The sequence below is a fragment of the Neotamlana nanhaiensis genome (assembly GCF_000943555.1).
GTDB classification, from domain to species: domain Bacteria; phylum Bacteroidota; class Bacteroidia; order Flavobacteriales; family Flavobacteriaceae; genus Neotamlana; species Neotamlana nanhaiensis.
Genome location: NZ_JTDV01000002.1, coordinates 452,821 through 476,758 on the forward strand (window position 1 = coordinate 452,821; position 23,938 = coordinate 476,758).

Genomic DNA, 23,938 nt, shown 5'->3' on the forward strand with positions numbered 1-23,938 from the left:
TTTGTATATAGGTTAAGTCATTTTTTTTGGAAAATAAAAATTCCAATAATATCAATGATTTTAACTAGAATAATACATGTGATTTATGCTATAGATATAGACTTTAAGTGTAAAATTGAAGGAGGTGTAATTATAATTCATGGTGTTGGTTTAGTAATAGGTAAGGGTGTAGAAGTAAAAAAAGGAACAATAATATATCATCAAGTAACTCTAGGAGAGAAAGGATCTGGAGTTAATGATGGTTACCCGCAAATAGGGAATAATGTTATTTTAGGGAGTGGGGCTAAACTTTTTGGCGACATACATATTGGTAACAATTCTGTTGTTGGGCCAAACGTTGTTTTAACGAGGAGTTTAGAAGACAGCAAGCTAGTTAAATTTGGTTTTTCTAGTTACGAAATAAAGGATAAGTAAAATTTTAGGTGAAATTATGAAAAAAGCTTTAATTCACGATTGGTATACACAATATGGCGGTGCAGAAAGGTGTATTGAAAGCCTAACAAATGTATGGGATGATTTTGATCATTTTACGCTTGTAGACAACTTAACAGATGAGCAACGACAGATAGTTTTAAAAGGAAAACAAACCAAAACTTCATTTATACAAAAGTTGCCTTTTGGTAAAAAAAAATATAGATCGCTATTGCCTTTGTTTCCTCTGGCTATAGAGCAATTTGATTTACGTAAGTACGAATTAATAATTTCGTCGTCATCTTCAATAGCAAAAGGTGTTTTAACTAAACCCAATCAATTACATATATCTTATGTACACTCACCAATAAGGTATGCTTGGGATTTATATTTTGAATATTTAGAAGAGAGTGGGCTAAACAAGGGCTTTAAAGGCATATTGGCAAGATATTTTTTATATAAAATCAGACAATGGGATTTTTCAACGCTTAATAGACCAGATTTTTATATTGCGAATTCTAAATACGTAGCTGCCCGGATTAAAAAAATTTACAATAAAGAAGCGCTTGTTATATATCCACCTGTTAATACAAAATCTTTTATCTTAGCTGAAGAAAAAGAAAACTATTTTATAACGTTTTCTAGAATGGTTCCTTATAAAAAAATTGATTTAATAGTTAAGGCTTTTTCTAATTCTAACAAAAAATTGATTGTAATAGGAGATGGACCAGATTTTAAAAAAATAAAAAAAATAAAAACATCAAATGTTGAAATGTTAGGTCATGTTAGTAATTCTAAAAAAATTGAATTGTTAAGAAAAGCTAAGGCATTTATTTTTGCGGCCGAGGAGGATTTTGGTATTTCTCCTGTAGAAGCTCAAGCTAGTGGAATTCCAGTAATAGCATATGGCAAGGGAGGCGCTTTAGAAACAGTAAATGGTGTTTTTTCTAATGATAATATTAGTAATAAACATACAGGTGTTTTTTTTAAAGAACAATCAGTTAGTTCTATTCAAGAAGCTATTGAATTTTTTGAAAATAACGAGGGGTTATTCGATAAAAGAATTATAAGAGAAAATGTTGAAAAATTTAGTGTAGAGCGTTTTGAAAACGAATTTAAAGAAACAGTTGAAAAGCTCTATAAAAAATGGAAGGACAAACAATAAGATTTTTTAAATGGGAAAAGGAGGATATTCAATAATTATAAAACCATTTATTTATATTGTAGATTTACTAATAATAGCTACAATGTCGTATTATTTATTAACTCAAAAAGTAAATAATATAGTGCTATTTGTTGTAATATGGTATGTTCTTTCTTTTTTTACTTCGTTTTACAAAGTTTATAGATTTACAAAAATTACCGAGGTAATATCTTTGTTAAGTAAACACGTGTTTTTATTTATAATTGTGGTATTTGCTATTTTGTTCTTAAAAAATTCAGATATCAAGGCGCTCTCAGGGATACGCTTTTTTTTAATGTTGTATGCGTTAATGGGTATATTTAGAGTGGTTCTTTTTTATCTTTTAAGAAAGTATAGAATAGTAACAGGAAGTAATTACAAAAAAGTAATTATTATAGGTATAAACAACGCCACCATAAAACTTGAATATTTTTTTAATAATAATCCAGAATTTGGATATAAATTTTTTGGTTTTTTTTCCGATGATAAAAATATCGTAAAAAGAGGAAGTATTTCAGAAAGCTTAGAATTTATTATAAAAAATGAAATTGAAGAAATTTACTGTTCTGTAAAAGAACTCTCTAACAAACAAATAAAAGAGTTTATTGATTTTTGTGACGTAAACATGAAATCTTTAAAGTTTATTCCTGATAATAAAGAGTTATTTACAAAGAATTTATATCTTAATTATTTAGATATAACCCCCATTTTATCTTTAAGAAAAATTCCTTTAGAAGATTCAATTAATAGTTTAGTAAAACGCTTATTCGATATCATTTTTTCATCCTTAATTATAATTTTTGTATTGTCTTGGTTAATTCCTATTCTAGGTATAATAATAGTTTTAGAAAGTAAAGGTCCTATATTCTTTAGGCAAGATCGTCCAGGTATAAAAGAAGAAGGTTTTGGTTGTTATAAGTTTAGGTCTATGGCGGTAAATACAACTTCTGAAGTTTCTGCAACCAGAAACGATGCAAGAGTTACAAAAGTGGGAAAATTTATTAGAAGAACCAGTATCGACGAATTACCGCAATTTTTCAATGTATTGTTTGGATCCATGTCTGTTGTTGGTCCGCGTCCCCATTTATGGCGCCAAAACGAAATGTACGGAACCAAGGTACCAAAATATATGGTAAGGCATTATGTAAAACCAGGCGTAACTGGTTTAGCTCAAGTAAGAGGATATCGAGGTGAAATTGAAACTAAAGAAGATATCATTAACCGAACTAAGTACGATATTTTTTATGTTGAAAACTGGTCAATACTTTTAGATATAAACATCATAATTCAAACTGTGGTTAACGTATTTAAAGGAGAAGACAAAGCCTATTAAAATTGCTGGAATTGAAAATAATTAAGCTATCAGAAGCTCAAAAAGCAATTAACGAATTAACTTACGTTAAGGAGGCTATTAAAAATAACGAGATTTCAAATTACGGCAACAATTTAAATATATTTAAACAACAATTAGAAACGTACTTTTCTAAACCCAATAAAATTGTTTTAACAAATTCTGGTACAGCGGCAATACACTTAGCATTAATTCAGTTAGGTATAAATGAAAACGATGAGGTATTATGCCAAAGTTTTACTTTTTCTGCCTCAGCGAACCCAATATGTTATCAAAAAGCGATTCCAATATTTATTGATAGTGAACCAGAAACATGGAATATATGTCCCGCTCATCTTGAAAGGGCCATAGATAATAGACTTAAATTAGGACACAAACCCAAAGCAATAATTGTAGTACATAGTTATGGCATGCCGGCTAAAATGGATGAAATAGTTAAAATTTCAGAAAAATATAGCATTCCTATTATTGAAGATGCTGCAGGGGCGTTTGGAAGCACTTTTAACAATAAACACTGTGGTACATTTGACGAATTTGGTGTTATTTCATTCAATGGAAATAAAATTATTACAACATCGGGTGGAGGTGCTTTAATTTGCAAGATGGAAGAGCAACAACACCGTGCTAATGTATTAGCAACTCAAGCTAAAGCGAATAAACCATATTACCATCACGAAGAATTAGGGTACAATTATAGTATGAGTAATATTGTTGCAGGTATTGGTAGAGCCCAAATGGAAGTGTTAGATGAGCGTATTTTGTCCCGACGAGAAATGCATAAGTTTTACACTGAAACTTTTAAAAATATAGAAGGTATAACTGTTTTTAAGGAACCAAATAATAGTTTTTATTCCAACCATTGGTTAACCTGTATTTTAATCGATTCAGAAAAAACGGGCTTTACCAACGAGGCGTTTAAAAAGGAATTAGAAAAACACCATATAGAAACCCGATTTTTATGGAAACCGTTACATTTACAACCGGTTTTTAGTAATTATCCTTATTATGGAAACGCGATTAGCGAGCAATTATTTAAATCAGGTTTGTGTTTACCATCAGGTTCAAATTTATCAAACAAAGATAAAGATTACATAAAATCTGTAATAATTGACTTTATATCTAAAAAATAAAAATTTGTTTAAAAATTAAAGTACTAGTTTGGGATTTAAGTTTTAGATTTAATCGCTATTAAACAAATACATAGGTTTAAACACAACAATAACACTCATGAAAAAAATATTAATTACTGGAGCGGCAGGTTTTTTAGGCTCTCATTTATGCGATCGCTTTCTTAAAGAAGGATATAAGGTTTTTGGAATGGATAATTTTATTACTGGCGATTCTAAAAACATAAGCCATTTAGCTAATAACCCTGATTTCGAGTTTATTGATCATGACGTTACCAAATATATCGATTTTGAAGGTGATTTAGATTACATTCTTCATTTTGCATCGCCAGCAAGTCCTATCGATTATTTAAAAATTCCTATTCAAACCTTAAAAGTAGGCTCTTTAGGAACCCATAATTTATTGGGTTTAGCAAAAGCCAAAAAAGCGAGAATTTTAATAGCATCAACTTCTGAAATTTATGGTGATCCTTTAGTGCACCCACAAACCGAAGATTATTATGGAAATGTAAATACCATTGGACCTCGTGGAGTTTACGATGAAGCTAAGCGTTTCCAAGAATCTATAACCATGGCTTATCATACGTTTCATGGTGTAGAAACTAGAATTGTGCGTATATTTAATACTTATGGTCCAAGAATGCGACTAAATGACGGACGCGTAATACCTGCTTTTATGGGGCAAGCTTTACGCGGTGAAGATTTAACGGTTTTTGGCGATGGTTCTCAAACACGTTCATTCTGTTATGTAGAAGACCAAGTTGAGGGTGTTTATCGTTTACTTTTAAGCGATTATGCACATCCTATAAATATTGGAAATCCGCATGAAATTACGATTAAAGATTTTGCAGAAGAAATTATAAAACTTACAGGAACAACTCAAAAAATAATATACAAAGATTTGCCTGTAAACGACCCTATGCAAAGACAACCAGATATTACGTTAGCAAAGAAAATTTTAGGTTGGGAACCAAAAGTAGATCGTGCGGAAGGTATGAAAATTACCTTCGATTATTTTAAAAGCTTAACCGAAGAAGAACTTTATAAGAGTGAACATAAAGACTTTACAGGTTTTATTAAATAATTAGTGTATGGAATATAAACGCGGAAGATTTTCGTGGTTATTACGACCTATACTAATTGCATTAGATTTATTATTCATAAATATTCTTGCTCATTATTTTTTACAATTTAATGAGCAAGATTTATATTTTTTTGCATTCGATAGAATAAATAATCAGCAGTATTTTTTTATCGTTTACTCTTCTTTATTTTGGTTGTTTTCTGCATCATTAATTAGATTTTACGAGGTTTATAGGTATTCGTCTTTTTTAAAAATAACAATATTACTTATTAAGCAATATGTTGTTTTTTTAATTGGTGTTTTTGCATTTATTGGTTTTTTTAGAAGTGTTAACATTCAAGCTTTTATTGTAATAAAGTATGTAAGTGTTGTTTTTTTAGCAATTGGTACGTTAAAAATAGTATCGTATTTAATTTTAAAAGCTTTTCGCGTATACTTTAAAGGAAATATTAGAAATATTGTTGTTTTTGGTGAAGGTGAAAATATCGATGAATTAATTTCAATTTTCACAAAACAAAAGGAATTAGGATATAATATTAATGCCTTTTTTAGTGATAAAAATTATTTAAATAGAACAGGCACAATTAAAGAAGGACTAGAGTATTTAATTAATAATATAGTTGTCGATGAAATTTTTTGCGCCATTGATGAATTAGCAGAAAAAGAGGTAAACGAATTAGTTAAACTCGCAAATATTAATAAAAGTAATATAAAGTTTATTCCTAAAACCTCCAAATTATTTAAAAAGCGCCTCAGAGCAGATTATTATGCTTTTCTCCCTGTATTCTCAATTCAGGAAGGCCCACTTAATAATGGATTTAATAAATTTTTAAAACGAACTTTCGATGTTGTTTTCTCTATTTTTGTGTTAGTTTTTTTGTTTTCTTGGGTGTCAATAATTTTATTTATTATTATAAAAATAGACTCAAAAGGACCATTGTTTTACAGGCATAAGCGTAATGGTATTAATTATAAAGAATTTTATTGTTATAAGTTTAGATCGTTAAAAACAACACAGGAAGTTAAAGGAACCTATGTAAAACAAAATGATGACAGATTAACAAAAGTCGGAAAGTTTTTAAGACGAACAAACCTTGATGAATTACCGCAATTTATTAATGTATTACGTGGAGATATGAGTGTTGTTGGCCCAAGACCACATATGTTAACTTATACCGATGAATATTCTAAAAAAGTAGATAAGTACAATTTTATTTACAGGCATCATATAAAACCTGGAATTACAGGTTTGGCTCAAGTGAGCGGTTATAGAGGGGAAGTTGAACTTGACACCGATATTATAAATCGAATTAAATATGATAATTTTTATATTGAAAACTGGTCGTTGGTATTAGATATAAATATTATTTTTCAAACACTTTTTAATATTATAAAAGGAGAAGAAAAAGCATATTAAAGATATTCTATTAAATCTTTCAACTGCCTTTCAAAATTAAAATTTAGTAAGGCAGTTTTTTGTATCTGCGTTTTAAATTCAAAACTTAAATCTGCGTTATTTAGCTTTGAAAGCTGAAGGTTCAAAGCTTCATAATTGGTAGGAGGTGCAACCCATCCTAAATTATAAGTTTCAATAATGTTTTCGCCTTCACCACCGCCAAAATATAACATTGGAAACCCTAATTTACCGTATTCAAATATTTTTGAAGGTACAGAACCATAAATTCTATTAAGTAGTGGAATTATCGTTAAATCGTATTGTAAGAGTGCTTTATGAAGTTCTGAACGAGCAATTTCACCATGATAAACAATGTCAAAGTCGGAATTTGTATTAATTAGGTTTTCAATTTTATCTTTTTCGGCGCCAGCCCCATAAATATGAAATTGAACCTTGTTATAATCTAGCTCTGTACAAAGCTTGTAAATGCCTTGCGCAATGCCTAATAAACCAGCATATACCATTTTAATTTTACCGGTTTCATTAGGTTTTTCAATGAGTTTTGGCGGCTCGAAATCGGGAAAATTTCGATATAAAAAAGTTTCTTTTTTAGGGAAAAGGGATGTTATATGCGTTAAAATTTCTTCACTTTGTCCTAATACTAAATCGGCTTTTTTGTAATTAAATCGCTCTATGCGTTCTAAAAGTTTGTAGCTAAAATTCTTTTTAAATGCACCAAGCTCTAAACCCGCAATAGGCCATAAGTCGCTTACATTTAAAATAAGTTTACGTTTCTTATTTCTTATAAAAAACATACAAGTAAAAGCTACTAAAAGCGGTGGCGATTGCACGATAACTTTCTCAGGAAGTTTGTTCCACATGAAAAACCAAATCAAACTAAAGCTATAGGATAACATAGCGATAAGGCGTTTCAGTCTATTTTTAGAGTTGCTCGCGTAAATCCATAAACGGTGAATAGTGATATTGTTTTCGATTGATGTTTTTTTGAAAGTACCACGGTAACCATCAAAAATTTTACCTTTTGGATAGTTAGGTAAAGGTGTGATAACCGAAACCTTAAAGTTGTGTTTTTGTAAACCTTCAGCTAAATGAAAAATACGGTTCGATGCAGCTCCTGTTTCAGGAGGAAAGTAGTTGGTTATTATTAAAATATCGTTCACTATAACTCGTAAATTTCAACTAGGTGATTAGCAATTCGTTCTGCGGCATGTCCGTCCCATAATTCTGGAATATGACCTTGTTTCCAGTTGTTTGCCAATAAATTTTTAAAGGCAGATTCAATTTTTTTGCTATCGCTTCCTACTAAAATATTTGTCCCAATATCGCAGGTTTCAGGGCGTTCGGTGTTTTCGCGAAGTGTAATACAAGGCACGTTCATAACCGTGGTTTCTTCAGTGATGCCACCAGAATCTGTTAAAACACCAAGCGCATGTTTTACTAAATAATTAAACTCTAAATACCCTAGCGGATTGGTATAATGTAAATTTTCAAAACTTAAATCCAGCCCTTCAAGCAGTTTTTTTGTGCGTGGATGCACTGGGAAAATAATGGGTAAATCTTTACCCAAAGTAACAATTTTAGTAATTAGCGATTTGAGTTGCTGTTCTTCATCTACATTACTTGGTCTATGCAAAGTTATTACTAAATAGTGCTTTTGTTTTAGATTTAAAGTTTTCCAAATTTTTGGTTGTTTTAGTCTTGGTTCATTTTTTCTTAAGGTGTCAATCATCACATTCCCCACAAAATAAATTTGCTCAGGTTTTACACCTAAATCCTGTAAGTTTTTGTTCGCAATGGTTGATGTTGTAAAAAAATAATCGGTTAAACTATCGGTTACAATACGATTAATTTCTTCGGGCATACGCATGTCGCCAGAGCGAATTCCCGCTTCAACATGCGCCACATCTATGCCTGCTTTTTTTCCCACAATGGTACAAGCCATGGTTGAGGTTACATCGCCTACAACCAATACTAAATCACACGGGTTTTTGGCGAGTTCGTTTTCAAAACCAATCATGATACCTGCGGTTTGTTCGGCTTGGGTGCCGCTTTTTACATCTAAGTTTACATCAGGAAGCGGAATATTAAGCTCTTCAAAAAAAGTACCGCTTAAATTTTTATCGTAGTGTTGCCCAGTGTGAACCAACCTAAAATTCATGTTATAACCTTCGGTTTGCTTTTGTTTAATAGCGTCAATAATTGGGGCTATTTTCATAAAATTAGGTCGTGCGCCTGCAACTATGGTAATATTCATTAGTTTTGATTTAAATGCGAGGTAAATTGTTTCAATTTACCACTTTTTTGTCGGTTTAGGTTGTTTTGTTTTTCGTAAATAATTTGCAATCCGCTTTCAAGATAATGTTCAATTTCTTGGTTTATGGTTTGCTTTTTTGCTTCGGAAAGCCTTTCGTTTCCAACATAAATAATCTTAAAAGTATCAAGTTTTAGTTGTTCAATTACAAATTCTTTAACGATGCCATCGTTTTCTATAATGCTTTTGGTAATGTAATAAAAGGTTAAACCTGCAGCTTTTTTTCCGCTAGGCAAAATTACAATATCGTTTGTTCTTCCTGTTAGATTTTCTAAAATTGGTGTTTTAGGTGTACTTTTTTTACTAATTACACCAATATCGCCAATGTCGTAGCGAATAAACGGGTGCGCTTTGTTGTAAAGAGAAGTAATTACAATGCGACCTGTTTCACCATGTGGTAGCACGTTATTATGTTCATCAAGAATTTCAATAAATAAGGTTTCACTATTAAGCTGCCAGTTTCCGTTTGGGTTTTGAAAGGCGATTAAATCAAGCTCGGATGCGCCATATTCGTTTACTATAGGAATTCCAAATTGAGTTTCTAATAGTGTTTTGTCGACTTCAAAAAGCATTTCGGAAGTCACCACGCAAACATTCAAACTTGGGCAAACCGATTTTAAAATAACGTTTTTTTGCTGAAGAAACTTCCCAAACTGTACTATGGCGCTAGTATAACCATTTATGTAATGGAATGTAGTGGTTTTAAATTTTTGTAAAGTAGCTTCAAAAGCCTCGTCACTTAAATCAAACACCGAAAACCGATAACGGTGACTCAAAAAATCTTTAAAACGTTCTTTATAATAACCTGCTTTGTCCAACGGGATACCATAAAATCGGGCTTGTTTGGAGCTATTAAAATTAATGTTATACCAACCAAATCGGTTTTGAATAACCGCCCAAGTTAAGGCATGACAAAACTTATCTTTTGCAAAAAGAAACGGATGCCCAGACGAACCCGAAGTTTTGTTAATGTAAATATTTTTTCTTGTAAAACCTTCACTTAAACGTTGTTCTAGCGGTTGCTGTAAATCGGCTTTGGTCATTACAGGAATGCTGTTCCAATCGTTTAAATCGATTTGTTTTCCGAAGGATTTGTAAAACGGATTATGCTCTAAATGATAAGCTACAATAGCACGTTTTTGCACTTCCGCGAAAGCGTTAAAATCGTTTTCGGTTTTACTTTGAATATTTTTTAAAACGCGTTTAGCCTTCGCAATAGGAAAGCCGTTTAGTTTTAAAGAAAAATCGAATACGTTCAACGTAAAGAAAATTATTAGGTAAAGTAACTAAAAATAATTCGTGTATTTAAAGCATTAGTTTATTTTTGTGCAAACAACAAAACTCATGAACATTTTAATACTTGGCTCTGGCGGAAGAGAGCACACCTTTGCTTGGAAAATAGCACAAAGCGATAAATGCAAAAACTTATTTGTAGCACCAGGAAATTCGGGAACTGCCGAGGTTGCAACCAATGTAAACATTAGCGAAACCGACTTTGATGCCATTAAAGCCTTAGTGTTAAAAGAAGCCATAGATTTGGTTGTTGTTGGGCCAGAAGCACCACTTGTAAAAGGCGTTCACGATTACTTTTTAAATGATTCTGATTTAAAACACGTATCGGTTATTGGGCCACAAAAAGTAGCTGCCGAACTTGAAGGTAGTAAAGAGTTTGCCAAAGAATTTATGAGCAGACACAACATACCAACGGCTGCTTATGAGAGTTTTACAAAAGATAATGTTGAAGCAGGTTACGCCTTTTTAGAAAGTTTAAAACCACCTTATGTTTTAAAAGCTGATGGATTAGCAGCGGGTAAAGGTGTGGTGATTTTAAATGATATTGATGAAGCTAAAGCCGAATTAAAAAGCATGCTTGTGGATGCTAAATTTGGCGATGCTAGTGCCAAAGTGGTTATTGAAGAGTTTTTAGATGGTATCGAGCTAAGTTGTTTTGTACTTACCGATGGTAAAAACTACAAAATCCTGCCAACTGCTAAAGATTATAAGCGTATTGGCGAAGGCGATACTGGTTTAAATACAGGCGGAATGGGTGCCGTTTCTCCGGTGCCATTTGCAACGCCAGAATTTTTAAATAAAATTGAAGAGCGCATTGTAAAACCAACTATTGATGGTTTTGCAAAAGATAAATTACCTTATGTCGGTTTTGTGTTTATTGGTTTGATAAAAGTTGAAAACGATGACCCAAAGGTTATTGAGTATAACGTGCGTATGGGCGATCCAGAAACCGAAGTGGTTTTCCCAAGACTTAAAAACGATTTAGTTGAGGTTTTAGATGCTATGGCAAACCAAACGCTTGATAAAGTTAATATTGAAATTGATGAGCGTGCTGCTACAACCATAATGGTTGTTTCGGGTGGTTATCCTGAAGCTTACGAAAAAGGAAAAGAAATTACAGGTGTTGAGAATATCACCGAATCTATTCCATTTCATGCAGGTGCACAATTAAAAGATGGTAAAGTTGTAACTTCTGGCGGACGTGTAATTTCGATAACCTCTTATGGAGAGACGTACCAAGAGGCCATAAAAAAATCTTACCAAAGTATAGAAAAACTACATTTTGATAAGATGTATTACCGTAAAGATATTGGTTTCGATTTATAGAAACGAATGCGAAGAAACGCTTTTGTCTTCAGCTTCGGTTTTATTAAATATCTGTAATTGTTTTAACCAGTAAACTATGGCGGCCATACAAATAATGATGAAAATCCAAGAAATGGTGTTGGCTGCCCACCAGTTTTCTAGTTCTAGTTTTTTTATCCCATCCATTGGAGCAAAAAGAACATTTACAAATAAGTCTTGTATAGCGTAAAAGAAATCTTTCATAGTGTAATTGTGTTTTCTAACTCGTAATTGTTAGTATATTTACATAGCAAAAATACAAAAACAGTTAATGATAACAAGTTTTTTTAAAAAATCTAAATCAATAAATTTTATCATCGTATTTTTTATTGCCTTATTAGCCTTGTTAATTGGTAAATTGGGTGTTATAAATAGCACTTTAGATTTTAATTTTTTTGTAAAATTGGCAGGTTTGGTCGCGATTGTTTTTGGCTCTATTTTGCTGCTTAATTTTATAGTAAATAAAAACAGTTTATCGCAAAAGGACAATTACGAAATGTTGCTTTTTAGTCTGTTTTTATTACTCATTACGCCAACTACCCAACATACCAATGTTTTAATCTCAAATTTGTTTATTTTACTGGCATTAAGGCGATTAATAAGTTTAAGAACACCAAAGAACACGAAAGAGAAGTTGTTTGATGCTGCTTTTTGGATTGGTATTGCGGCACTATTTTACTTTTGGTCGGTCTTGTTTTTTGCGCTTATAATTTTATCGCTTATTTTGTTTTCCGATGGAAATTTAAGGCATTGGATTATTCCATTTTTAGGTATACTAACGGTTTTTGTGTTATCGGTAGCGGTATCAATTATTTTTTATGATAATTACTTTCAGTTTATCGATCAATCTTTTTCTGTAAGTTTCGATTTTAGTACATACAATTCTTTAAGTTATATTATTGCAATAACGCTGTTGTTTTCTTTTGGTGCATGGTCTTCTATGTTTTATTTAAATAATATTAAAAAGAAGAAAAAGGCGTTTCGCGCGTCGTTTACTACTATTATTTTTGCAGCCATTATTGCCTTTTTATTGGTTATAATCGTGCCAAGTAAAAACGGAAGCGAGTTTTTATTCCTATTCGCACCCTTAGCAATTATTATAACCAATTACATTGAAGTTATTCACGAAAAATGGTTTAAAGAAATTTTTTTAGGGGTCTTAATCTTTGCGCCTTTTATACTTTTAATGCTGTAACTTTTCACCAAAAGCTAAATCTCCAGCATCACCTAAACCTGGTATAATATAGCCTTTATCATTGAGGTTTTTGTCTACGGCTGCAATCCACAAATGTGTGTTGTCATCAAAATTTTTGTTTACAAAATCTACACCTTCTTGTGCGCCAATAACACTTATTAAATGTACTTCTTTAGGTGTTCCAAATGGTTTTAATGCTTCAAAAGTAGCTAGCATTGATTGTCCAGTGGCAAGCATAGGATCGGCTAGAATAAGAGTTTTTCCTTCTAAGCTTGGGCAAGCTAAATATTCAACAACAATTTCAAAGGTTTCGGGGTTTTCTTTGTGGTGGCGATAGGCCGATATAAAGGCATTTTCGGCATTGTCAAAATAATTTAATAGTCCGTTATGCAAAGGCACACCAGCACGTAGAATGGAGCATAATACAATCTCGCTATCAGGTAAAAATGTTGTGCTTGTTCCTAGAGGTGTTTCAACTGAAGTACTTTTATAGCTTAGGCTTTTACTTATTTCATACCCTAAAATTTCACCAATACGTTCAATATTTCTGCGAAAGCGCATACTATCTTTTTGAATGGTTTTATCTCGAATTTCAGCAATAAATTGGTTTAAAATTGAGTTTTCTGTAGAAATGTTGTGAATATGCATGGGTAGTGAATTAATATGGTAAGTAAAGTTAATTATTAAATATCAAATAGGTGATTTCGATTTAAAAGAATAAAAAAAACGACATTAATTTATTAATAGTGTAATCTTATATAAATTATGTAATTTTGCACATCAAATTTTTAGAACATGTTTACAAGTAAAGCCAACAAAATATTTCAAGACGTCATTGAAAAATATCACATTATTAACACTGTAGATCAGCCTTTTGAAAACGCTTATCCAAAAAGCGATTTAATAGAGCATTTATTATACAGAAAATGTTGGATTGATACGGTACAATGGCATTACGAAGATATTATTCGCGATCCGCAAATTGATCCTGTAGCAGCTTTAAAATTGAAGCGTCAAATTGATGCATCAAACCAAGATAGAACCGATATGGTGGAGTACATCGATAGTTATTTGCTAGAAAAATATAAAGATGTAACCGCAAAAGATGATGCCACTATAAACACCGAAAGTCCTGCTTGGGGTATTGATAGATTATCAATTTTAGCATTAAAAATTTATCACATGAATGAGGAAGCGACGCGTGAAGATGCCTCTGATGCACACCGCGAAGCATGCCAAAAGAAACTTGATATTTTATTAGAGCAACGTGTGGATTTATCAACAGCTATCGATACGCTTTTAAATGATATTGAAAACGGCGATAAATACATGAAAGTGTACAAGCAAATGAAAATGTACAACGACGACGAATTAAACCCAGTGTTACGTTCGCAGAAGTAGAGTTGTCATTCAGAGCGAAGCGAAGAATCTTAATTACAGAAGATTTTTCGATCAACATTATATGACATAGTTTAAAGTGATGTCTAAATTACCAAAACACATACTCGTTATTCGCTTATCGGCCATGGGCGATGTAGCAATGACGGTGCCTGTGTTGCGAGCATTAACCATACAATATCCCGAGGTTAAAATTACGGTTTTAACTCGGGCTTTTTTTGCGCCTTTTTTTAAAGATTTAAAACAGGTAACTGTGGCTGTGGCCGATGTAAAAGGTGATCACAAAGGTGTTTTAGGAATTTACAAATTAGCCAAACAGCTCAATAAAACCAACGGTTTTGATGCTATTGCCGATTTGCACAATGTTTTAAGAAGTAAAATTTTAAAGCGTTTTTTAAAATGCAAGTTAATAGCAACAATCGATAAAGGCCGAAAGGAAAAAAAGCAGCTCACTAAAGGCGAGATTTTTAAGCCACTTAAAACAACGTATCAACGGTATGCCGATGTTTTTGAAGCTTTAGGTTTTAAGTTGAATTTAGACCAGCCAACCTTCCCCGAAAGGGCTGTTTTAAATGATGCTATTCTACGACTAATTGGTACTAAAACCGATAATTTAATTGGCATTGCACCATTTGCAGCACATGAAGGAAAAATGTACCCAATTGAGCAAATGAAAACGGTAATAAAATCGCTTTCTAAACATTATAAAGTGATTTTATTTGGTGGCGGTGCTCACGAAATAAAAGTTTTAAAAGGCATTGAAAAACGGTTTGATAATGTTGTTAGTGTTGCAGGAAAATTATCGCTTAGCGAAGAATTAAACTTAATTTCCAACTTAAACCTAATGCTTTCTATGGATTCTGGTAACGGCCATTTAGCGGCTATGTTAGGTGTAAAAGTTGTTACTATTTGGGGTGTAACGCATCCGTATGCGGGATTTGCACCTTTTAATCAACCTGAAGATTATGCATTACTTGCTAACCGTGATAAATTTCCGTTAATACCAACTTCAATTTACGGTAATACATACCCTGAACATTACAAAGAAGCTGCTGGTAGCATTGCTCCTGAAACTGTTGTTGGGAAAATAATGTCGATTTTATAAATAGTTCTTCTCATGAGTTCTCACCCTTTGGGGGAGATGTCCGTAGGACAGAGGGGGCCTACACATCATCAAAATCAACCGTAATACTTGGGGTTGTTGGATGTGCTTGACAAGTTAAAATTAAACCTTCAGCAACTTCAGCTTCAGTTAAAATATTATTTTGTCTCATCGTTGCTTCGCCTTCAGTAACACGAGCTAAACAGCTACTGCAAATGCCGCCTTGGCACGAGTAGGGTGCGTCTAAATCTTCATCAAGTGCGGCTTCAAGAATGGTTTGTTTCGCATCCATTTCAAAGCTTGTGGTTTCATCATCAACGGTAACGGTAATGTTGGTTTTTCCGTTTGTAGCAATTGCTGCATTTTTAACCTCGGTTTCTGCCTTTGAGGCTTTAAATAGTTCAAAATGTATTAAATCTTCGGCAATGCCATGTTCTGTCAACACATCTTTTACAGTATGAATCATGCCTTCTGGTCCACAAATGTAGTAAGCATTGGCCTCAATATGCTTGTATTTATTTTTTACAACATAGTTAATGGTGCTTTTTTCAATACGACCAAATACAGCATCGGCTTCGTCTTGTTGGCTAAACACAAACTGAATTGAAAAACGTTCGTTATACTCATTTTGAAGTTCTAACAGTTCGTTTAAAAACATGGTATCGGCAGTAGTTTTATTACCATATACCAACACAATTTTACTATTGCTTTCTTCGGTTAAGGCGGTTTTTATAATGCCAAGAATTGGCGTAATACCACTACCAGCAGCAAAAAGGGCAATGTTTTTGGTTTTGTTATCTTTTGGTGTAAATGTAAAACGACCCTTTGGTGGAGCAACTTCAATAGTGTCGCCTACTTGCAGGGTGTTATTTGCGTAAACTGAGAACGTACCATCTTCAACGGCTTTTACGGCTACGGTTAAATTGCCACTGTTTGGCGCATCGCAAAGTGAATAATCTCTGCGCACTTCGTTACCATCAATAGTTGTTTTTAAAGTAATGTATTGACCAGCTTTGTAATTAAAAGTATCCTTTAAGGTTTCTGGTAAATTAAAGGTTATGCTAACTGCTTTGTCTGTTAAACGAGTGATGTTTTTTATAGAAAGGTTGTAAAATGACGCCATGAAAATAAATTTTTAGCAAAAATAAGGAAGCCTAAATTGTTTACCCTGTTTTTCTAAAAAAATTAATACCTAAAATTCTTATGTATAGTATTTTTCTGTATATTTGATTTATGCCAAACTCGAAATTGTATAAAGGAAGTTTAACCACAATCATTTTGAAGCTTTTAAATGAGCATGATAAGATGTATGGGTACGAAATTACCCAGAAGGTTAAAGAGCTTACGAAAGGTGAACTGAATATAACCGAAGGAGCGCTTTACCCGTCATTACACAAATTAGAAGCCGATGGAATGTTGGATGTTGAGGTGGTAAAGGTTGAAAACAGACTACGTAAATATTACAAACTTACCGAAAGCGGCACCAAAGAAACCGTTAACAAATTAGAGGAGTTGCAAAACTATATAAAGACCATGCAAGCTTTGGTTGGTAAATTGGCGTAATAAATAATTATGAAAATAACAGAAAGTCAAATACAACAATTGTACAAATTCACAGCGTTACACTATGTTGAGTTTTATGATGTGCAAACAGAATTGGTCGATCATTTAGCCAATGGTATAGAACAGCAATGGCAAGAAAACCCGAAGTTAAAGTTTGAGGAGGCACTGAGACTTGAGTTTAAAAAATTTGGCATTTTTGGATTTTCAGATATTTTAGAAGAAAAAAGCAAAGCCTTAGCCAAACACTACCGTAAGCAAGTTTATAAATACACCAAACAATACTTCAAGCTTCCTAAAATTGTACTTACTTTATTTAGCATGTGGGCTTTGTTTAAAATAGTAAACGTAGTTGAAAACAAAAATTACGTCGCGGTTCCTGTGTTTGTTTTACTATTTGGTTTTCAGTTGTACTTCTTGGTTACAGAGCATAAAAAGCGTAAAAAAATTAAAAAAGATACAGGTAAAAATTGGTTGTTTCAACATGTAACGGCGCAGTTAGGTGGCTTGGTACATGTTCTTAATTTGGGTATTTATGTGCCGAATATTTTTTCAGAAAACGACCCGTGGTCATTCACTTTTCAAATTATATTTTCTGTAGCGGTGGTGCTTTATTTTATCATGCTTTATGTTGCTGTAAACATTGTAACTCCTAAATTACGTTTAGAGGCACAAAAACAGTTTCCAGAATATAAGTTTGTTTAGGTGTAACATTTACATACTTTTAACTACAAATAATTCAATTAACAATAAACTATCATTCTTCATGAAAAAATCATTTTTAATTTGCTTATTCGTTTTAGGGTTAACTACACAAATTCAAGCGCAAGACGATGCCGCTTTTAAAGTCGAAACTATTGAATTTTTAAAACTAACAGGTGCAGGTGATGCATTTGTAAAAGCTATAGATCAAATAGGAGTGGCTGTTCCGGAAGCAAATAAAGAAGCATATAAGCAGGAAGCTATGGGTACAATTGATGGGCTTTACGGAAAAATGGCAGAATTATACATGGCCGAATTTACGCAAGACGAAATAAAAGAGCTCGTTACGTTTTATAATACCGATTTAGGAAAAAAATTAGCTCATAAGCAATTAGACTTAACTCAAAAAGCTATGGCTTTTGGTCAAACTTGGGGAATGGAAGTACACGCCATTTCGCAAAAGCATATGTAAAATGGTTAGTCAATTTATAAAACTTGAATGGAAAGCCTTTTTTAGGTCGGCGAGCTTTGGAAAAAGCATTGGGATTAAAATTTTTATGGGGTTATTTGCCTTATATTTTATTGTCATGTTTTTGGGGGCTGGTTTGGTGCTGTATCCTGGCTTAAAAAAACAATTTCCAGATCAAGAACCATTGTATATTTTAAATAGTGTTCTTTTTTATTGGATTCTAATCGATTTAGTATTTCGGTTTTTCTTCCAAAAACTACCTGTTATGGCTGTAAAGCCTTTGCTAATCTTGCCTGTAAAACGAAGTAAGGTGGTGAATTATGTTTTAGGAAAATCGGCTTTATCCTTTTTTAATTTTTTGCCTTTATTTGCCATTGTGCCCTTTGGTGTAATGCTTTTAGTGAAAAATTATCCGGTTGCTTCAGTTTTAAGTTGGATGCTAGCAGTTGTTTTAACCACTTTAATAATTAATTTTTTAAATTTTATTATTGAAAGTTTTTCGGCCGAAACCGAGTTTTCATTTTTACCAATAATAGCGTTTACAGGTAGCTTGTACGCTTTAAATCATTTTAACTTAGTGTCGTTTAACACTATTGTTGGTAGTGGTTTTAATGCGATTTACGAAAATCCTGTTTATGTTTTAATACCGTTATTTATTTTGGTTGGGTTATATCTGTTTAATAAAAAATTATTAACACAAAAGTTGTTTTTAGATAGCGGCTTAAAAACTAAAGTGAAAGAGGTAAAAGCTTCAAATTTAGAATGGACTAAAAATTTTGGAGATATTGCCCCATTTTTAAAACTCGATTTAAAACTTATTTGGCGAAATAAACGCACAAAATCTTCAGTGTTAATGTTGGCAATGGGTTTGTTTTATGGTTTGTTTTTTTATCCGAACCCTCAGTTTAAAAACCTCGAAATCATTTTCATTTTTGTAGGTATATTTTCAACAGGAATTTTCTTAATTAATTTCGGACAGTTTATTCCAGCCTGGGATAGCGCTTATTACAAGTTGCTAATGAGTCAGAATTTAAAATACGAGCAATATTTAAAATCTAAATTTACATTAATGGCTATAAGTGTAGGTATTTTATTTGTGCTTGGTATTCCGTATGTGTTTTTTGGTTGGAAAATTTTAGTGGCACATTTTGCTGCTGCCATTTATAATGTTGGCGTAAACACCCATGTTATTTTATTAGGTGGCTCGTTTAACCGTAAAAAGATAGATTTATCGCAAAAAGCAGCGTTTAATTATCAAGGTACAGGAGCCGTACAATGGTTAATTGGTATTCCGTTGCTATTGTTGCCAATGGGGCTGTTTGCCTTGTTTTACTACCTTGTTAATTTCGAAATGGCATGCGCAATAATTGCTGGTTTAGGAATTGTTGGCGCAGTTTTACACAAACCTTTTATGAAAGCCATAACGGCAAAATATTTAGATTCAAAATATAAAATGATTGATGCGTTCGATCAAGATAACTAACAACCTATAATTATGATATTAACTTCTAATTTATCGAAAAAATACGCTGGCAATCAGGTTTTAAATATTGAAACTTTAGAAATCCCAAAAGGACAAAGTTTTGGGTTAGTCGGTAATAACGGGGCTGGAAAAACCACCTATTTTAGTTTGTTGTTAGATTTAATAAAACCAACCACAGGACATATTACGAATAACAATATTCAAGTAAATGAAAGTGAAGATTGGAAACCATTTACTTCGGCGTTTATAGATGAAAGCTTTTTAATTGGATACTTAACGCCTGAAGAATACTTCTATTTTATTGGCGAATTACGCAATCAAAATAAAGCCGATGTTGATGCTTTAGTCGGGCAATTTGAAGATTTTTTCCACGGCGAAATATTAGGGCAAAAAAAGTACTTGCGCGATTTAAGCAAAGGAAATCAAAAAAAAGCGGGCATTGTCGCGGCGTTAATAGGAAACCCTGAAGTGGTAATTTTAGACGAACCTTTTGCAAACCTCGACCCAACCACACAAATTAGATTAAAAGCTATTGTTAAAGATTTAGCCGAAACCAAAGGTATTACCGTGTTAATTTCTAGTCACGATTTACTGCATGTTACCGATGTTTGCGAACGTATTGTAGTGCTAGAAAAAGGCGAAATTGTAAAAGATTTACAAACTAGCGAAGCCACATTAAAAGAATTAGAAGCGCATTTTGCCAACTAGAATTTTGCCTAAAAGTAATGGCTTTATCTAGCTAAATTCAAAAAGATGCTTATTTTTACCATTAAATATAATAATGGCAAGCCTTTAAAGTTATTATTATGGTAAAATATTAGCCTTGTTAAGTAAATCTGTAAAATATATAGTCGTTTTAACTGCTGTTTTTTTTGTGGCAAGTTGCTCCAGAAAAAAGGATAAATTTTTAAGCAGAAGTTTTCATGCGGTTACGGCCGAATTCAACATACTTTACAATGGGCAAATCGCTTTCGATGAAGGTCGACAAGCACTAAACGATGCTTATTTCGATAATTATTGGGAGGTGTTACCCATTGAGCGCATGCAGGTTTTCGATGAAATTGTGCTGCCAGGGCAATCTAAAAACGAGCAATTTACACGTGCCGAAGAAAAAGCTGTAAAGGCCATTCAAAAGCACAGCATGAATATTGATGGCAAAGAAAAAAATCCGCAAATAGATGAGGCTTACTTGCTGTTAGGGAAATCGCGTTATTTCGATCAGCGTTTTATTCCAGCCTTAGAAGCCTTCAACTATATTCTTTACAAATATCCAGCGAGCGATAAAATTAATCAAGCCAAAGTATGGCGCGAAAAAACCAACATGCGTTTAGATAATAACGAGTTGGCAATTAAAAATTTAAAACGCCTTTTAAAACAAGAGGAATTAGAGGGGCAAGATTTGGCCGATGCCACTTCAATTTTGGCGCAAGCCTATTTAAACACTAAGGTTATCGATACCGCCATAACACTATTAGAAGTTGCGTCGAATGCAACTAAAAGTAGTGACGAGCGTGGGCGATATCGTTTTATTCAAGGGCAATTGTATAATGAGTTAGGCATAAAAGACAGTGCCAATTATGCGTTTGATAGAGTTATAGAACTTAATCGTCGTATTCCAAGAATCTATTTAATCTCGGCACATTTAGAGAAAATTAAGAATTTCGATTACGAAAATGGTGATAAGCTAGCGGCACAAGAATTACTTACAGAGCTTGAAGAAAATCGTGAAAACCGACTCTTTTTAGATAAAATTTATCATCAAATCGGCACGTTTCATTTAAAAAACAATCACGATTCTTTAGCGGTGGCGTATTACAATAAATCTTTGCGCGCCAATACGGTAGATAAAGTGCTAAAAGCTAAAACTTACGAAATTTTAGGTGATATGAATTTTGATGCTACCGTGTATGCCGAAGCTGGTAAATATTACGATAGCACTATGTTAAACCAAAAACTTAACTCGAAACCTTATCGGGTTATGAAGCGTAAACGCGATAATTTAGATGATGTAATTCAATATGAATCGATTGCAAAAACAAACGACAGTATTTTAACTTTAATAAATTTACCTGAAGCTTTACGTTTGTCCTACTTCGAGCGTTATATAGAAGACCTAAAAGCTAAAGATGAAGCTGCAAAAGAACAAGCCGAAGCTGCAAGCGATAACAGTAATAGTACAGGATTAGCTACAGCGGGTCCTCAACGAACTGGTTTTGGGCCGCCAATTAATTTACAGCAAGGTCAAGCCGCCTTATTTTATTTTTATAACCCAACAACTTTAGCTTATGGTAAAAATGAATTTGTTAAAGTGTGGGGTAATCGTCCGTTAGAAGATAATTGGCGTTGGTCATCAAATGTGGCGGGTGTTTCGGGTGCTTCAAATGCTTCTGAAACTAAAGTTGAAGCTTTAGCTACCGAAGATGAACGTTACGACCCAGAGTTTTATTTAGCGCAAATTCCTTCATCAGAAAAAGAAATAGACAGCATTAAAAAAGATAGAAATTTTGCCTATTACCAATTGGGTTTAATTTACAAAGAGCGTTTTAAGGAATATGAATTATCGAAAAATCGATTTTTAAATTTACTCGATAGCAATCCAGAAGAACGTTTTATTTTACCATCAAAATACAATTTGTATAAGTTATACGAATTGTTAGGTGAAGAGCCTGAAGCTGCGAAGCTAAAAGTTGATATTATTTCGAGTTTCCCAGAATCGCGCTATGCTAAAATATTAACCAACCCCGATGCGGTTTCCGAAAAGGATGAAAATAGTCCAGAAAGTCTATATGCAAGCCTATTTGCAAAGCATGAAAATCAAGAGTATGCCGATGTTATTAAAACTAGCGAAGCTTTTATAAACGATTATGAAGGTGATGTGTTGGTGCCTAAATTTGCGCTTTTAAAAGCTATGGCAACGGGTAGATTGTATGGTTATGATGCTTACAAAGAAGCTATAAATAATGTGGCGCTAACCTATGCCAATACACCCGAAGGTAAACAGGCGCAACATATTGAAACTAATGTTTTGCCGCGATTAGCAAATGCCGATTTTATTACCGATGCGAATACCAACACAAGCGGAAATTATAAAGTTGTATTTCAGTTTAAAAGTGATAATCACGAAAAAATAGACGCTTTTAAAACCGCTTTAGATGAGGTTTTAGAGCATGTAAGATATTATAATTTGTCATCGTCACAAGATGTATACGATACCGAAACAACCTTTATTGTGGTGCATGGTATAAAATCGGAAACAGTGGCTAAAACCTTTACACAGTTGTTTACCGACGAAGATCAAAAAAAGATAAAAGAACCATATTTTACGGTATCTTCAGAGAATTATCAAATTATACAAGTGCATAAATATTTAAATATATTTTTAAACCTAAACAACAATTAAAACGTACAAGTTATGTTTTCAGATAATAAAAAAGAACGACATATGGCAGACGCAAGTTCAAGTCAAAATATAATAGCTAAAGGCACTAAACTGGTTGGCGATATTACAAGTGATGGCGATTTTAGAATTGACGGTACTATTGAAGGCAATGTAAATACAAAAGGTAAAATTGTTTTAGGAAAATCGGGCGCTATAACTGGAACTTTAAATGGTACTGATGCGTATTTTGAAGGACAATTTTCTGGTAAATTGACGTTATCTGGTACACTAACATTAAAAGCTTCGGCAGTAGTTGAAGGAGAGGTGGTTGCAGGTAAACTTGCCGTAGAGCCTGGAGCAACCTTTAATGTAACGTGCAGTATGCAAGGTTCGGTAAAACAAGTTGGTAAAAGTGACACAAAAACCGCAAAAGCAATTTAGTAAATACATAAGGTTTACTACCATGGCTATACAAATGGGAGCGACTATTTATTTAGGTAGTTTGCTGGGGGAATGGCTCGATGCCAAGTTTAACAATACCAACCAATTATACTATAAAGTGGTAACACTTTTAGCTGTATTTATAGCCATGTATGCTGTAATTAGGCAGGTTTTAAATATTACCAATAAAAACGATTAGATTTGATTAAACGTATACTTGTTTTTGCGCTTGTGCTAATTGGCGTATTTTTTTCATCTTATTTTTTACATAATTATTTAATTTCAACGGCATTGTCGTTTAAGTTATGGCAGGTTTATTTGTTCCATATTATAGCAGCATTTTTGGTGTATTTATGTGTTGAAATTACCGCCGAAAAACTTCCAAATCAGGCGGGTTATGCGTATTTAATGCTGATGTTTTTTAAAATTGGCGCCTTTGTTTTAATTTTTCAAGAATCTGTATTTGCAAAAGAGCATTTGCTTAAAGTAGAGTCGGTAGCATTGGTTGTGCCATTATTCTTATTTTTAATTATTGAAGCAATTGCAGTAGCACGACTGCTTAATAGTAAATAAATTAAGCTTTTAGGTCGAAAAAACGTAAATTCTAACTGTTAAAGAAAACTAAACAAAAAAAGGGCTTGGTTTTTTAAATTATTGTTTACATTTGCACAAAATTTTACAAAGCCTA

General features: G+C 32.9%; 25 protein-coding genes. 19 read left to right on the forward strand and 6 right to left on the reverse strand.

The features are described 5' to 3' along the window. Nucleotides 1-54: 54 nt before the first annotated feature. From PK35_RS05120 to PK35_RS05145, 6 genes are all read left to right on the forward strand, one after another. Nucleotides 55-414 (forward strand): serine O-acetyltransferase, encoded by a 360-nt coding sequence (locus tag PK35_RS05120; protein ID WP_157841058.1) that lies wholly within the window; start codon nucleotides 55-57, stop codon nucleotides 412-414. 16 nt (nucleotides 415-430) lie between these two features. Continuing rightward, complete coding sequence (locus tag PK35_RS05125) at nucleotides 431-1,576, forward strand: glycosyltransferase (protein ID WP_044625603.1); 1,146 nt, start codon at nucleotides 431-433, stop codon at nucleotides 1,574-1,576. A gap of 82 nt (nucleotides 1,577-1,658) precedes the next feature. Next, nucleotides 1,659-2,927: an undecaprenyl-phosphate glucose phosphotransferase gene (locus PK35_RS05130; protein ID WP_316930166.1), complete on the forward strand. Its 1,269-nt coding sequence runs from the start codon at nucleotides 1,659-1,661 to the stop codon at nucleotides 2,925-2,927. Between the two features lie 11 nt (nucleotides 2,928-2,938). Next, a complete protein-coding gene (locus tag PK35_RS05135; protein WP_117624652.1) occupies nucleotides 2,939-4,075 on the forward strand; it encodes an aminotransferase class I/II-fold pyridoxal phosphate-dependent enzyme in 1,137 nt (378 codons plus the stop codon). 97 nt (nucleotides 4,076-4,172) lie between these two features. Then, nucleotides 4,173-5,156, forward strand: a complete 984-nt coding sequence (locus PK35_RS05140) for a UDP-glucuronic acid decarboxylase family protein (RefSeq protein ID WP_044625605.1) — start codon at nucleotides 4,173-4,175, stop codon at nucleotides 5,154-5,156. 7 nt (nucleotides 5,157-5,163) lie between these two features. Further along, nucleotides 5,164-6,573, forward strand: coding sequence for an exopolysaccharide biosynthesis polyprenyl glycosylphosphotransferase (locus tag PK35_RS05145; RefSeq protein ID WP_044625606.1), 1,410 nt, complete (start codon nucleotides 5,164-5,166; stop codon nucleotides 6,571-6,573). On the opposite strand, the gene PK35_RS05150 is transcribed toward PK35_RS05145, so the two are convergent. From PK35_RS05150 to PK35_RS05160, 3 genes are read right to left on the reverse strand one after another with little or no spacing between them, the layout of a single operon-like run. Continuing rightward, nucleotides 6,570-7,733: a glycosyltransferase family 4 protein gene (locus PK35_RS05150; protein ID WP_044625607.1), complete on the reverse strand. Its 1,164-nt coding sequence runs from the start codon at nucleotides 7,731-7,733 to the stop codon at nucleotides 6,570-6,572. The genes PK35_RS05145 and PK35_RS05150 overlap by 4 nt on opposite strands. Then, on the reverse strand, nucleotides 7,733-8,827 hold the full coding sequence (gene wecB / locus PK35_RS05155) for a non-hydrolyzing UDP-N-acetylglucosamine 2-epimerase (RefSeq protein WP_044625608.1): 1,095 nt from the start codon (nucleotides 8,825-8,827) through the stop codon (nucleotides 7,733-7,735). Before wecB ends, PK35_RS05150 begins: the two co-directional genes overlap by 1 nt. Then, the gene (locus PK35_RS05160; protein ID WP_044625609.1) at nucleotides 8,827-10,143 is read right to left on the reverse strand and encodes a phenylacetate--CoA ligase family protein; all 1,317 of its coding nucleotides are present in this window, start codon (nucleotides 10,141-10,143) and stop codon (nucleotides 8,827-8,829) included. The genes wecB and PK35_RS05160 overlap by 1 nt, the downstream gene beginning before the upstream one ends. Before the next feature lie 85 nt (nucleotides 10,144-10,228). On the opposite strand from PK35_RS05160, the gene purD reads away from it, so the two are divergent. Then, entirely contained in the window at nucleotides 10,229-11,503 is a 1,275-nt protein-coding gene (purD, locus tag PK35_RS05165) for a phosphoribosylamine--glycine ligase (protein ID WP_044625610.1), read from the forward strand. On the opposite strand, the gene PK35_RS05170 is transcribed toward purD, so the two are convergent. Continuing rightward, complete coding sequence (locus PK35_RS05170; RefSeq protein ID WP_044625611.1) at nucleotides 11,498-11,725, reverse strand: DUF6341 family protein; 228 nt, start codon at nucleotides 11,723-11,725, stop codon at nucleotides 11,498-11,500. The genes purD and PK35_RS05170 overlap by 6 nt on opposite strands. Before the next feature lie 67 nt (nucleotides 11,726-11,792). Here PK35_RS05170 and PK35_RS05175 point away from each other — a divergent pair, with 67 nt between their 5' ends. Beyond that, nucleotides 11,793-12,716, forward strand: coding sequence for a DUF6427 family protein (locus PK35_RS05175; protein ID WP_044625612.1), 924 nt, complete (start codon nucleotides 11,793-11,795; stop codon nucleotides 12,714-12,716). Here the strand turns inward: PK35_RS05175 and upp are convergent. Then, entirely contained in the window at nucleotides 12,705-13,364 is a 660-nt protein-coding gene (upp, locus tag PK35_RS05180; protein WP_044625613.1) for a uracil phosphoribosyltransferase, read from the reverse strand. The two genes, PK35_RS05175 and upp, sit on opposite strands and share 12 nt — an antisense overlap. A 147-nt stretch (nucleotides 13,365-13,511) precedes the next feature. On the opposite strand from upp, the gene PK35_RS05185 reads away from it, so the two are divergent. Together PK35_RS05185 and PK35_RS05190 are read left to right on the forward strand one after the other, a co-directional pair. Beyond that, the gene (locus PK35_RS05185) at nucleotides 13,512-14,117 is read left to right on the forward strand and encodes a DUF4254 domain-containing protein (RefSeq protein WP_044625614.1); all 606 of its coding nucleotides are present in this window, start codon (nucleotides 13,512-13,514) and stop codon (nucleotides 14,115-14,117) included. Between the two features lie 79 nt (nucleotides 14,118-14,196). Further along, a complete protein-coding gene (locus PK35_RS05190) occupies nucleotides 14,197-15,219 on the forward strand; it encodes a glycosyltransferase family 9 protein (protein WP_044625615.1) in 1,023 nt (340 codons plus the stop codon). 58 nt (nucleotides 15,220-15,277) lie between these two features. On the opposite strand, the gene PK35_RS05195 is transcribed toward PK35_RS05190, so the two are convergent. Next, on the reverse strand, nucleotides 15,278-16,339 hold the full coding sequence (locus PK35_RS05195) for a ferredoxin--NADP reductase (protein ID WP_044625616.1): 1,062 nt from the start codon (nucleotides 16,337-16,339) through the stop codon (nucleotides 15,278-15,280). Between the two features lie 110 nt (nucleotides 16,340-16,449). Between PK35_RS05195 and PK35_RS05200 the strand changes: the two genes are divergently transcribed. The 9 genes from PK35_RS05200 to PK35_RS05235 all read left to right on the forward strand — a co-directional run bounded on the left by PK35_RS05200 (nucleotide 16,450) and on the right by PK35_RS05235 (nucleotide 23,823). Beyond that, nucleotides 16,450-16,779 (forward strand): PadR family transcriptional regulator, encoded by a 330-nt coding sequence (locus PK35_RS05200; protein WP_044625617.1) that lies wholly within the window; start codon nucleotides 16,450-16,452, stop codon nucleotides 16,777-16,779. A 9-nt stretch (nucleotides 16,780-16,788) separates the two neighbouring features. Continuing rightward, nucleotides 16,789-17,481 carry a hypothetical protein gene (locus PK35_RS17120; RefSeq protein WP_052825883.1) on the forward strand — a complete coding sequence of 231 codons (693 nt, stop codon included), beginning with the start codon at nucleotides 16,789-16,791 and terminating at the stop codon, nucleotides 17,479-17,481. A 61-nt stretch (nucleotides 17,482-17,542) separates the two neighbouring features. Beyond that, entirely contained in the window at nucleotides 17,543-17,950 is a 408-nt protein-coding gene (locus PK35_RS05210; protein ID WP_044625618.1) for a DUF2059 domain-containing protein, read from the forward strand. Between the two features lies 1 nt (nucleotide 17,951). Beyond that, the gene (locus tag PK35_RS05215) at nucleotides 17,952-19,430 is read left to right on the forward strand and encodes a DUF5687 family protein (RefSeq protein ID WP_044625619.1); all 1,479 of its coding nucleotides are present in this window, start codon (nucleotides 17,952-17,954) and stop codon (nucleotides 19,428-19,430) included. Between the two features lie 12 nt (nucleotides 19,431-19,442). Further along, nucleotides 19,443-20,138 carry an ABC transporter ATP-binding protein gene (locus PK35_RS05220; protein ID WP_044625620.1) on the forward strand — a complete coding sequence of 232 codons (696 nt, stop codon included), beginning with the start codon at nucleotides 19,443-19,445 and terminating at the stop codon, nucleotides 20,136-20,138. 166 nt (nucleotides 20,139-20,304) lie between these two features. Beyond that, nucleotides 20,305-22,830, forward strand: coding sequence for a type IX secretion system periplasmic lipoprotein PorW/SprE (porW, locus tag PK35_RS05225; protein ID WP_202903813.1), 2,526 nt, complete (start codon nucleotides 20,305-20,307; stop codon nucleotides 22,828-22,830). A gap of 12 nt (nucleotides 22,831-22,842) precedes the next feature. After that, entirely contained in the window at nucleotides 22,843-23,250 is a 408-nt protein-coding gene (locus tag PK35_RS05230) for a bactofilin family protein (RefSeq protein ID WP_044625622.1), read from the forward strand. After that, entirely contained in the window at nucleotides 23,222-23,449 is a 228-nt protein-coding gene (locus PK35_RS17360; RefSeq protein WP_262509281.1) for an AtpZ/AtpI family protein, read from the forward strand. The genes PK35_RS05230 and PK35_RS17360 overlap by 29 nt, the downstream gene beginning before the upstream one ends. 2 nt (nucleotides 23,450-23,451) lie before the next feature. Continuing rightward, nucleotides 23,452-23,823: a DUF6168 family protein gene (locus PK35_RS05235; RefSeq protein WP_052825885.1), complete on the forward strand. Its 372-nt coding sequence runs from the start codon at nucleotides 23,452-23,454 to the stop codon at nucleotides 23,821-23,823. Nucleotides 23,824-23,938 lie beyond the last annotated feature (115 nt).